The sequence below is a fragment of the Mycobacterium sp. TH-M116 genome (assembly GCF_057473685.1).
In genome coordinates this window covers 1-11826 of the sequence record NZ_JBYCLC010000323.1, presented here as the reverse complement: position 1 = coordinate 11826, position 11826 = coordinate 1, and the positions used below count along the sequence as shown (strand labels likewise).

The 11826-nt window shown below is 70.2% G+C and carries 8 protein-coding genes and 1 pseudogene; 5 read left to right on the top strand and 4 right to left on the bottom strand.

The window, feature by feature from the left end:
- Positions 1 to 144 precede the first annotated feature (144 nt).
- A complete protein-coding gene (locus AC2VOK_RS16745; RefSeq protein WP_428901484.1) occupies positions 145 to 2448 on the top strand; it encodes a copper-translocating P-type ATPase in 2304 nt (767 codons plus the stop codon).
- Positions 2445 to 2969 carry a DUF5134 domain-containing protein gene (locus AC2VOK_RS16740; RefSeq protein ID WP_428901483.1) on the top strand — a complete coding sequence of 175 codons (525 nt, stop codon included), beginning with the start codon at positions 2445 to 2447 and terminating at the stop codon, positions 2967 to 2969. The genes AC2VOK_RS16745 and AC2VOK_RS16740 overlap by 4 nt, the downstream gene beginning before the upstream one ends.
- Before the next feature lie 121 nt (positions 2970 to 3090).
- Here AC2VOK_RS16740 and AC2VOK_RS16735 read toward each other — a convergent pair whose 3' ends face one another.
- The 3 genes and pseudogenes from AC2VOK_RS16735 to AC2VOK_RS16725 all read right to left on the bottom strand — a co-directional run bounded on the left by AC2VOK_RS16735 (position 3091) and on the right by AC2VOK_RS16725 (position 5567).
- On the bottom strand, positions 3091 to 4059 hold the full coding sequence (locus AC2VOK_RS16735; protein ID WP_428901485.1) for a DUF1214 domain-containing protein: 969 nt from the start codon (positions 4057 to 4059) through the stop codon (positions 3091 to 3093).
- 48 nt (positions 4060 to 4107) lie between these two features.
- Positions 4108 to 4513 (bottom strand): annotated as a pseudogene (locus AC2VOK_RS16730) (cytochrome P450); the annotation flags it as partial.
- A 145-nt stretch (positions 4514 to 4658) separates the two neighbouring features.
- Positions 4659 to 5567 carry an NYN domain-containing protein gene (locus tag AC2VOK_RS16725; RefSeq protein WP_428901482.1) on the bottom strand — a complete coding sequence of 303 codons (909 nt, stop codon included), beginning with the start codon at positions 5565 to 5567 and terminating at the stop codon, positions 4659 to 4661.
- 115 nt (positions 5568 to 5682) lie between these two features.
- On the opposite strand from AC2VOK_RS16725, the gene galT reads away from it, so the two are divergent.
- From galT to AC2VOK_RS16710, 3 genes are all read left to right on the top strand, one after another.
- Positions 5683 to 6765: a galactose-1-phosphate uridylyltransferase gene (gene galT / locus AC2VOK_RS16720; protein ID WP_428901481.1), complete on the top strand. Its 1083-nt coding sequence runs from the start codon at positions 5683 to 5685 to the stop codon at positions 6763 to 6765.
- The gene (locus tag AC2VOK_RS16715; RefSeq protein WP_428901480.1) at positions 6762 to 7850 is read left to right on the top strand and encodes a galactokinase; all 1089 of its coding nucleotides are present in this window, start codon (positions 6762 to 6764) and stop codon (positions 7848 to 7850) included. Before galT ends, AC2VOK_RS16715 begins: the two co-directional genes overlap by 4 nt.
- 63 nt (positions 7851 to 7913) lie before the next feature.
- Positions 7914 to 10538 (top strand): GH92 family glycosyl hydrolase, encoded by a 2625-nt coding sequence (locus tag AC2VOK_RS16710; protein ID WP_428901479.1) that lies wholly within the window; start codon positions 7914 to 7916, stop codon positions 10536 to 10538.
- A gap of 26 nt (positions 10539 to 10564) precedes the next feature.
- Here AC2VOK_RS16710 and AC2VOK_RS16705 read toward each other — a convergent pair.
- Positions 10565 to 11826 (bottom strand): lysylphosphatidylglycerol synthase transmembrane domain-containing protein (locus tag AC2VOK_RS16705; protein ID WP_428901478.1); only part of this gene is annotated, 1262 nt, incomplete at its 5' end.

The following is an 11826-nucleotide window of genomic DNA, read 5'->3' as shown; positions in this document are numbered from 1 at the left end:
CGACCCGCGAGGGTGGCAATGCCTGCCACTGAGGCCCTTGTCACCGGAGCGCCGGTGCGCGCACCTGCCGCTGACACCGGCCCCGCGCTCGAGGTCGTCTCCCAGGGCGGTGGACGAATTCGTTTGCGCACCAGAGGGTTTGCTATGGATCAGACCCTCGCGGTCGCGATCGAAGAGACGGTCGCCCAGGTGGCCGGGGTGCGTGCGGTGCAGGCCTATCCCCGGACGGGATCGGTGGTGATCTGGTATCTGCCCGACGACTGCGACACCGCCGCGGTGCTGTCGGCGATCGTGGCGGCCCGGGACGTCCCCGCGGATTCCGTGCCCGCCCGCGCCCCGTACTCGGCGAGTGTGGGCGAAGCCGGGGTGCTGGCGCGGATCGCCGGCGGACTCCTGCGCGCGCTGGGCTTGTCGTCGGGTGCCGGCACCGCGCAGTCCGACGGCGGAGGCAGCTGCCATCAGCCGGCGCCGTCGTGTCACGGGGCGCCGCCCGCCGATCCGAAAGGCGAGCAGCGCACCTGGTTGCGGCGGGTGTGGCTTGCCGTGCCGCTGGGTCTGGTGTCGATGGCGGCGCCGATGCTGTTCGGCGGCGCGTGGGCGGGCTGGTTGGCGTTTGCCGCGACGGTGCCCGTGCAGTTCGTGGCCGGTCGGCCGTTCCTGGCGGGAGCCGTGCGACAGGCGCGGGCGGGGTCCGCGGGCATGGACACCCTGATCAGCCTGGGCACGCTGACCGCGTTCGCGTACTCCACCTACCAGCTGTTCGCCGGGGGGCCGCTGTTCTTCGATACCGCCGCGTTGATCATCGCGTTCGTGGTTCTGGGCCGCTATTTCGAGGCCCGGGCCACCGGCAAGACCCGTGAGGCGATCAGCACGCTGCTGGCGATGGGCGCCAAGGAGGCCTGCCTGCTCGTCGACGGTCAGGAGGTGCTGGTGGCGGTGGAGCGGGTGCAGGTCGGCGACCTGCTGCTGGTGCGGCCCGGTGAGAAGATCCCCGTCGACGGCGAGATCCTCGACGGGCGCGCCGCGGTGGACGAGTCGATGCTGACCGGCGAGTCGATGCCGGTCGAGAAGACGGTGGGCGACCGGGTGGCCGGGGCCACCGTCAACACCGACGGGCTGCTCACCGTGCGCGCCACCGCCGTGGGCGCCGACACCGCGCTGGCCCAGATCGTGCGCCTGGTCGAGCAGGCCCAGGGCGGCAAGGCCCCGGTGCAGCGGCTGGCCGACCGGGTTTCAGCGGTGTTCGTCCCCGCGGTGCTGGGCGTGGCCGCGCTGACGTTCGTCGGGTGGGCGCTGCTGGCGGCCAACCCGGTCGCGGGCATGACCGCGGCGGTCTCGGTGCTGATCATCGCCTGCCCGTGCGCACTGGGCCTGGCCACCCCCACCGCGATCATCGCCGGCACCGGCCGCGGCGCAGAGATGGGCATCCTGGTCAAGGGCGGTGAGGTGCTGGAAGCCTCCAAGAGGATCGACACCGTGGTGTTCGACAAGACGGGCACCCTGACCCGCGGCCAGATGCGGCTCACCGATGTCATCGCCGACAAGCGGCACAAGAGCGATGTGGTGCTCGGGCTCGCCGCCGCGGTCGAATCGGGTTCCGAGCACCCCATCGGTGCGGCCATCGTCGCCGGCGCCCGCGAGCGCGACCTGGATGTACCGGCCGCGACGTCGTTCACCAACCTGGCCGGCCACGGCGTGCGCGCCGAGGTCGACGGCCAGTCGGTGCTGGTCGGGCGGCGCAAGCTCGTCGAGGACAACGGCCTGCGCCTGTCCGAGCATCTTGCGACCGCGGTCGCCGAACTCGAAGAGCAGGGTCGCACCGCGGTGTTCGTCGGCCGCGGCGACCGGGTGGTGGGCGTGCTGGCGGTGGCCGACACGATCAAGGACGACGCCGTCGAGGTGGTGCGCCGGCTGCACGAGATGGGGCTGCAGGTCGCGATGATCACCGGCGACAACGCCCGCACCGCAGCCGCGATCGCCGAACAGGTCGGCATCGACCGGGTGCTGGCCGAGGTGTTGCCCGAAGACAAGGTCGACGAGATCCGCCGGCTCCAGGACGAAGGAAGGCTGGTCGCCATGGTCGGCGACGGCGTCAACGACGCCCCCGCGCTGGTCCAGGCCGACCTGGGCATCGCGATCGGCACCGGCACCGACGTGGCCATCGAGGCCTCCGACATCACACTGATGTCCGACCGGCTCGACGGTGTCGTGCGCTGCCTGCAACTGTCGCGTCAGACGCTGCGCACGATCCACCAGAACCTGGGCTGGGCCTTCGGCTACAACACCGCCGCGATCCCGCTGGCCGCCTTCGGGGTGCTCAACCCCGTCGTGGCGGGCGCGGCGATGGGCCTGTCCTCGGTCAGCGTGGTCACCAACTCCCTGCGGCTGCGCCGCTTCGGCCGCGACGAAACGCGCAAGGCCCTGCCCGAGCGGCTCGCGATCACGTGATCCACGGCGTCCTGTTGCGGTGGGTCGTGACGGGGTTGTTCGCGCTGGGCGCCGTCGAGTGCGCCCTCCCGATCCTCACCCAACGCCGGCCCGCGAGGGTGGTCGTCAGCCACGGTTTGCACGTCGCGATGGCAGGCGCGATGGCGGCGATGGCCTGGCCGTGGAGCATGCGATACCCGACCACGCCACTCGCGGTGTTTTTCCTGCTGGCGGCGGTGTGGTTCGCGACGCTGGTGCTCGTCGCCGACCCCGCGCCCGCCCCGCGGCGCTTGAGCGGGTATCACGCCCTGATGATGCTGGCGACGGCCTGGATGTATGTGACCATGAACGGTGGTTCGGCTCGGATCACCGCCGTGAACTGGCTCGGCGCACTGATCTTCACGGCCGCAACGCTTTTCTGGATGCTGCGCTACCTCACCGACGCCGGCGCCGTCCGGGTCAGATCCCTGGGAAACCTGGCGCAGGCCGCCATGGCCGCCGGCATGGACATCCTGTTCCTCGCGACATTGTTCTGCATCTGACCCCTGACCCGTCGTGACGTGATGAGCGCCGGCGGCCTGCCGTTGTCCGATCGACTGGCTCACTCCGGGTTGAAGAAACCCGACTGCCCGCTGCCCGCGTTGAACGTCACAGGGCCCTGCGTCACGGAATCGGCTCGGCTTCGGGAAAGACCCACGCGCCGCTGAGGACCGGCTCGCGCGGGCGGTATAGCCGGACGATGTAGTTCCAGCCCGGAGTGATCGGCAGGCAGTTCGCCGTCGCGGGCCCGCAGCCGCCGAACTCGATGACGATCGTGCCGTCGGCGGAGCGTTGCGCGGTGAGGTTGTTGAGCGAGTAGGCGTTCTGCGGGTTGGCGGTGAAGTAGCCGTCCCTGTTGTAGACGGTGACCGACCAGAAGCCGTCGACCGGCACCTGGTCCACGCACAGCCGGTACCGGGTGGCGCCGTCGTTGTGCGCCGGATGGACGCTGAAATACATGGCGTCCCTTTGCGGATTGCCGCCCCATGCCGCCGCCGAGCCGATCAGGCGTCGCACGGGGTCGGTGTCGTCCTTGGTGCCGAACATTCCCGCGGAGTCCGGCAACGTGGTCGAGAGTTGGAGCAGCGCGTCCCGCACGGTCTTCTGGCTGGCCGGGTCCCACCTGGGGACCTCGAAGCGGCCGACGCCGTCCTGCCGCACCGCGATCGCATCCTGCAGCGCATGAGCCGTCGCGAAATCGGCCTCGTCGCCGGGGTCGACCAGGGTGCGGATGGCCACCATGACGTACCGGGTGCCCAGGCCGTCGCGGCTGAGCGTGTGTTCGCCCTGCCCGTAGAACACGGCCGGCGTGTAGTGGTCTTGGGAGATCACCTGCATCGACATGAACCGGTCACCGGGATCGGGCAGGGATATCGCGACGGGGCCGGCGTCGAGGTCGAAGACGCCCGCGGAGTAGAGGGTGTCGCGGTTCGAGCGCACCACCAGCTGGTTGTCCAGCGGCGTGAGCTCGCGGATGTGGGTGAACCTCCCGAACCCGCCGTCGGAGACGATGGTGCCGAAATACAGGTCGCTTTCCGCCCTGACGAAGTTGTCCGGCGAAACGAGAGCCGCGCCGTCGGGCGTCGTGCGCATTTTCATCGTTGGGACGGTACGCGGCTGGCGCGGTGCGGGGAATCAGTTCGCGTCGAGCAGGGCGCAGATGATCGGCACCGGGTACGGGCGGGCGATGTCGGTGACCACGTCGCAGCGTCCCGCGTCGGCGACGTGGTCGACCAGCTCGTTCATCACCGCGGCCATGGTGTCGTGCAGCCGCCGCACCGCGCGCGGGGTGAAGGCCTTGGCCCGGAGCTGATGCCCTGGGCGAGCATGTTCAAGCCCGGCGGGATCTGGAATCGGGCGTCGCGGAGCACGGATCGGACCAGTCGGCAGGAGAGCACCTCGGGCCCGTGCGGGCCCAGCGCGACCGGAGCCTGCCGCAGGGCGGCCCGCAGCCGGGGCGGATCTCGGCGGGGGTCTCCTCGTCGTCGTATGCGAGCGAAGGCAGATCGGCTTCGAAAACGCTTGCGGCAGCAGAGCCGACGGTCATGGCGGTCTCCTATCGGCTCCCGGTGCGGTGCCTCGGACGACTTTCGCACAATGTGTGGCGGCAAAAGGCGGCTGTCGATGACGCGCGCGGATCATGCTGGGGCCGCTGGACGTTCGGGCCGGCCCCGGCTCCGGGGTCGCCGTCGTCACGTGTCGACGTGCAGTCGCACCATCCTGGTGGTCGACGTCTCGTCCAGCTCAACGACATCCGAGCGCGAACGCAGAAAGTCGCTGAAAGACTTGAATCCCAAGGACTTTTCGCTGAACGAGGGATCCATCCGCTTCATCTGCGCCTTCACCGCGGAATTGTGCAGCCAGTCGACGTCGTCTTTCTCCAGCCCGATCTGCAGCGCCCGCGTGAGCAGCGCCGTGGCGGCGGCCTGCGGGTCGGGCTGCTCCGACTCCCCGGTCGGGGCCTCCTCGGGGTGCGCATCCTTGGCCCGGCCGCCGCGGCGCTGCGGCGGTGCTTTCCCCGTCTCCGCCTCGGCCGTCGCGGGTGCCGGTTCGAGGGCCGGGACCCCCGGGAGCGCGTCGTAGATGACGAAGTCGTCGCAGGCGGCGGCCAGCGCGCGGCTCGAAGAGCCGGCCACCCCGATGCCCACCACGTAGCGGCCCAGCCGCTTGCACCGCTGCGCCAACGGGATGTAGTCGGAGTCGCCGGCCACGATCACCACGTGGGTCAGGTCGGGCAGCCGGAACATGTCCTCGACGGTGTCGACGGCCAGCCGGATGTCGGCGCCGTTCTTGCCGTAGGCCGCGGCGGGGAACAGTTGCACCAGGTCGACAGCACGCGCGACCAACTGGCCGCGGTAGCCGGCGTTGACGTCGGCTGACCAGTCGGCGTAGGCGCGGGTGAGTACCAGCGTCCCGAACGAGGACGCGAAGTCGAGGATCGCCGCGACGTCCACCGTCGCGCGGGCCCGCCGTTCGGGATCGAGGCCCTTGGCCTTGTCCCGCTGGAACGAGTTGCGTCCGTGAACCTGGTCGTAGCGCGAGATCACGATGTTGTCGAAGTCCAGATAGACGGCCACGCGGGGGGCCACCGGTTCGGTCATGGGTTAGATCATCGCCGAGTCGATGTTGGCCGGGGTACACCGGTGCTGCGGATGCTCGCGGCCGGGCCCCGGCCTCAACCGTGGGGCGGACGCCAACACGCTACCCTTCGAGACCATGGCGCCGACCCGGGCGAAGCTGGCCGATGGCCGTGAGCTGCTGTTCTTCGCGCTACCCGGGCACCGCCCGGCGCCCGTCGCCGACCGCAGGCCACTGCCCGAGCACGCCGTGGACCAGTCACAGCTGCGGTATGACCGCACGACCGGGCAGTGGGTGATCGTGGCGGCGCGCCGCCAGGACCGCACCTACAAACCGCCCCCCGACCAATGCCCGCTGTGTCCGGGGCCGAGCGGGCTGACCAGCGAGGTGCCCGCCACCGACTACGACGTCGTGGTCTTCGAGAACCGGTTCCCCAGCCTGTCCGGTGCCGGACCGGCCGCGCCGGCGCCGGAACCCGGTGACGGCTTCGTGTCCGCCCCCGGGCACGGCCGCAGCGAGGTGGTCTGCTTCTCCAGCGCGCACACCGGATCGTTCGCCGAACTTCAGCCGGCGCACGCGCGGCTGGTCGTGGAGGCGTGGCGGCACCGCACTGCCGAACTGACGGTCACCCCGGGCATCGAGCAGGTGTTCTGCTTCGAGAACCGCGGCGAGGAGATCGGGGTGACGCTGACCCACCCGCACGGACAGATCTACGGCTACCCGTACCTGACCCCGCGGACCGCCGCCATGCTGGTGCAGGCACGCCAACACCGGATGCGCCACGGGGGCAACCTGTTCGCCGACCTGCTGGCCGCCGAGGTCGCCGACGGCGGCCGCGTCGTGGCGCGCACCGAGCTGTTCACGGCGTTCGTGCCGTTCGCGGCGCGCTGGCCGGTCGAGGTCCACATCTACCCGAACCGCTTCGCGCACAACCTCGTCGAGCTCGGCGCGGACGAACTCGACGGGTTCGCCCGGATCTACCTCGACGTGCTGCAACGGTTCGACCGCCTGTACGCGGCTCCGCTGCCCTACATCTCGGCGCTGCACCAGTACACCGACACGGCCGCGCAGGCCGACGGCTGCTTCCACGTCGAGCTGATGTCGATCCGGCGCAGCGCGGACAAGCTGAAGTACCTGGCGGCCTCCGAATCGGCCATGGACGCCTTCATCGGCGACGTCACACCCGAAGAGGTGGCCCGGCGGCTGCGGGAGTTGGGATGAGGGTCCGCTACGCCGCGCCCGGGCGCATCAACCTGGTCGGCGAGCACACCGACTACAACCTGGGATTCGCGCTGCCGATCGCGCTGCCGCAGCGCACCGTGGTGACGTTCACCCCCGACGGAGGCGACGAGATCGCGGTGGCCAGCGACCGCGGCGAGGACACGGTGCGCATCGCCCTTTGCACCGTGCCCGGCGACGTGACCGGGTGGGCCGCCTATGTGGCCGGGGTGGTGTGGGCGTTGCGCGGGGCCGGCTACGCGGTGCCGGGCGGCGCGATGGCGATCACCAGTGAGGTGGAGATGGGCTCGGGTCTGTCGTCCTCGGCGGCGCTGGAATGCGCGGTGCTGGGCGCGATCGCGTCGGCGGCGGGTCTGCGCATCGAGCCCCTCGAGCGGGCGCGGCTGTCTCAGCGCGCCGAAAACGACTACGTCGGCGTCCCCACCGGGCTGCTCGACCAGCTGGCCTCGCTGTGCGGTGCGCCGGCCACCGCGCTGCTGGTCGACTTCCGCGACCTCACCGTCGCACCCGTGGCCTTCGACCCCGACGCGGCGGGCATCGCGCTGCTGGTGATCGACTCGCGGGCCCGGCACCGGCACGCCGGTGGCGACTATGCGGCGCGGCGCGCGTCGTGCCAGCGCGCGGCCGCCGACCTCGGGGTGCCGACGCTGCGCGACGCCCAGGAACGCGGACCCGCGGCGGTGGCCGCGGTAGCCGACCCGATCGACGCGCGCCGTGCCCGGCACGTGCTGACCGAGAACCTTCGGGTGCTCGATTGCGTTGCCGCGCTTGGCGAGTCCGACTTCGCCGAGGCGGGTCGGATATTCACCGCGTCGCACGTGTCCATGCGCGACGATTTCGGGATCACCACCGGCCACATCGACCTGATCGCCGACTCCGCAGTGCGCGCGGGCGCCCTGGGGGCGCGGATGACCGGTGGCGGATTCGGCGGGTGTGTGATCGCGTTGGTGCCGACCGGGCTGGTGCAAGCGGTTTCCGACGCGGTGCGACGGGACGTGCGCGCCGCGGGGTTCGGTGAGCCGGTGATCGCCCGCACCCGCGCGGCCGCAGGCGCCGGGCCCGGTTAGGTGAGTGCCGCCGGCTTGCCGAAACGGCCACGCGACACCGCCGCCGTGGGGTAAGGAACAGCTATGCGGTCACGAAGCGCCTTCACCGCGCTGGTGGTGGTGACGGCGGTGTTCCTGACGTTCGTCGCAGCGGCACCGCCCACCGCCTACGAGGGCGAGCCCAAGCTCGTCACCAATCCCGCCGACTACGTCGACACCCTGATCGGCACCGGCACCGGTGGCGAGACCGTCGGCGAGATCAACAACTTCCCCGGCCCGGCGGTGCCGTTCGGCATGGTGCAGTACTCACCGGACACCGTCGACAACTACGCCGGCTACAACTACGACAACCCGCGTTCCACCGGGTTCAGCATGACCCACGCCTCGGTCGGCTGCGCCGCCTTCGGCGACATCTCGATGCTGCCGACCACCACCGCGCTCGGCTCGCAGCCGTGGAACGCCTGGGAGACGATCGCCCACGACGACACCGAGGTGGGCGAGCCGGGCTATTACCGGGTGCGGTTCCCCGACACCGGGGTGAGCGCCGAACTGACCGCCACCACCCGCACCGGTGTGGCCCGGGTCCACTACCCCGACGACGGCCGGCCCGCGTTGTTCCACGTGCGCTCCGGTGCGTCGCTGGCCGGCAACTCCCGCGCGACCATCCAGATCGGCGAGGACAACACCACGATCACGGGCTGGGCGACCAGCGGCGGATTCTGCGGCAAACCCAACACCTACACGGTGTATTTCGCGATGAAATTCAACCGGCCCTTCACCTCCCACGGCACCTGGGACGGCTACTGGATCTATGCCGGCGCCCGCGACGCGGCGTCGCCCTACAGCGGGGGATACGTGGAGTTCCCGTCCGGCTCCCAGATCGAGGTGCACACCGCGATCTCTTACGTCAGCATCGACGGCGCCCGGGCGAATCTGGACGCCGAGAACGTGGACGGCTTCGACGGCACCCGTGCCGCCGCCTCGGCGCAATGGAATGCCACCCTGTCCCGAATCGCGTTGGCCGGCAGGGACACCGGAACACTGAAGACCTTCTACACCGCGCTGTACCATTCGCTGCTGCACCCCAGCACCTTCAACGACGCCGACGGACGCTACCTGGGTTTCGACGGCGCCATCCATGCCGTGCCCGACGGGCACACCCAATACGCGAACTTCTCCGACTGGGACACCTACCGCTGCCTGGCGGCCCTGCAGGCGCTGCTTTTCCCGCAGCAGGCCGGCGACATGGCCCAATCGCTGGTCAACGACGCCACCCAGAGCGGCGCGCTGCCCCGCTGGGCGCTGGCCAATTCCGCGACCGGGGAGATGACCGGGGACAGTGTCGTGCCGCTCATCGCGAACTTCTACGCCTACGGCGGTGCGAACTTCGACCGACGAACGGCGTTGCGCTACATGGTCGACGCGGCGACCACCGGGGGAGTCGGGCTCAACGGCTACGTGGAACGGCCGGGCATCGCCACCTACCAGGCGTTGCGGTACGCGCCGTTCAGCCTGGAATTCCGTACCGGGGGTCGCATCGCCGACGCCTCGATCACGCTGGAATGGTCGATCGACGACTTCGCCATCTCCCGATTCGCGGGCGCGCTCGGAGACACCGCGACCGCGGCCGAATTCGGACGCCGGGCGCAGTACTGGCAGAACCTGTTCAATCCCAGCACCCGCTACATCTCGCCCCGCAGCACGATGGGATTCTTCGGCTCCGGACCGGGATTCGTCGACTCCGAGGGCTTCGGCCAGGACGGGTACGACGAGGGCAACGCCGAACAGTACGTCTGGTCGGTGCCACACAACATCGCCGGCCTGGTGACCGCCCTGGGTGGGCGCAACCGGGTGGCCGGCCGGCTCGACCGGTTCACCACGAAGCTCAACGAGGGTCCCAACGAGCCGTATCTGTGGGCCGGCAACGAGCCGAGCTTCGGGGTGCCGTGGCTGTACAACTACGTTGGCCAGCCGTGGAAGACCCAGCTCACGGTCGACCGGGTGCGTGGGCTGTACGGGCCGACGCCCGACGGTGAGCCGGGCAACGACGATCTCGGCGCGCTGTCCAGCTGGTACGTGTGGGCCGCACTCGGACTGTATCCGGGCATCCCGGCGGTGCCGGTCCTCAGCGTGTCAGCGCCGCTGTTCGACCGGGCCGTGATCGGGCTACCCGGAGGCAGGTCCATTCGGATGAGCGCCCCGGGCGCCTCCGGGCCCGGCCACCTGAGGTATGTCAGCGGCCTGAGGGTGGACGGCCGGCCCACCGAGCACACCTTTCTTCCGGAATCGATCGTCCGCACCGGTGGTGAGCTGAGTTTCTCGCTCGCCAAATATCCCGACAGGCACTGGGGCACCACCGAATCCAGCGCCGGACCGTCATTCGGAACGGGCGCTTCGGCGGTGACCGTCAACATCCCGCGGCCCGTCGTCAGGATCGCTCCCGGCGGGACAGGCACGGTGAAAGTCGACCTGCAGCGCATGACCGACGGCCCCGGCGACTACACCGTCACCGGGGTCTCGCCCGAGCCGGGGATCGCACCGTCACGGTCGTTCGGGGAGTTCGGCCAAGACGGTGCGGCCACCGCCGGCGTCGCGATCACCCTGACACCGTCGGTGCCCGAGGACTACTACCCGGTCTTTCTCACCACCACGGTCGGGCGCAGCGTCCGCAAATCGGTGGTGCTGGTGGTGGCGAGCGCCGCCGAATAGCTATGCGGCCCATCGGGAACCGGGCGTCATATCAGTTGGTGTTTCGTCAGCCAGCGCATCACCGGCCAGCCGGCGAACACCGGCAGCCAGCAGGTGAGCACCCGATACAGCAGCACCGACGGCACGCCGATGGCCGCGGGCACACCGAATGCGGCCAGCCCACCGATCAGGGCGGCCTCGACGGCCCCGACGCCGCCGGGTGTGGGGGCGGCGGAGGCCAGCGTCCCACCGACCATCGTCACCACGGTGACACTGACAAGGGACGCGCCGCCGCCGAAGGCTTCGATACTGGTCCACAGCGCCAATGCGGACCCCAGTGTTGTTCCGGCACAGCCGAGTACGATCAAACTCAGCCGTTTGGGTTCGCGGGCGACTTCGATGAGGTCGCCGCTCAGCTCCTGCAACTTCGGGCGCACGTCGGTGGCCAGCCAGCGCCGCAGCGTGGGCACGAACAGGAACGTGCCCGCGATGCCCAGCGCCACGCCCGCGATCAGGTACAGCACGGTGGCGGTCGGGACGAAGTGGGAAAGGTCCGTCGACGCGCCGGCCAGGGTGCTGAACAAGATCAGCAGCACCAGGTGCATGATCACCTGCACCGATTGTTGCAGCGCCACGGCCGTGGTGGCTCGCACCGCCGACAGCCCTGCGCCCTTCTGCAAGTACCGTGTGCTCAGCGCCAGTCCACCGACGCCGGCGGGCGTGGTGGTCGCGGCGAACGTGTTGGCCACCTGCGCGATCGAGAGCCTCCAGAAGTTCACCGATTCGTCGGCGCTGGCCCACAACGCGGCCGCCGCACCCACGTAGGTCGCCGCCGATATCAGCAGCCCCAGCAGGGCCCACCACCAGTTCGCGGTCCGCAGCTCGGAGAAAAACGTCGGCACGGTGCTGATGAAGGGATAGGCGACATAGACGAGCGCGCCGAACAGAACCAGCTGGATCAGCTGGCCGCGGGTGAACCGGGTGATGGTTTCCGGTGTGATCTGGTCGGCGCCCGTTTGCCGCTTCACCTCGCTGCGGGCGCCGGAGATGAGGGCGCCGGAGTTCGGCAGCGACGTGCGGAGCCGTTTGGGCACAGCGATTTTGGTGAGCCGGCGCGAGGCCGTCAGGATGGCGTCCTTGCCGAACGCGTCGATCGCCGCGCCGACCGCGGCCCGGGCGCCGTACAGCGCCGTCGTCGTCACCAGGAGCTGGGCGAGGTCGGACTGGAACTGTGCGTCGGTGGCGCCGTACTCGGCGATGCCGAACCCGCCGAACAGCACCGCGCCGTCGGCGGCCGTGATCTCGCGGG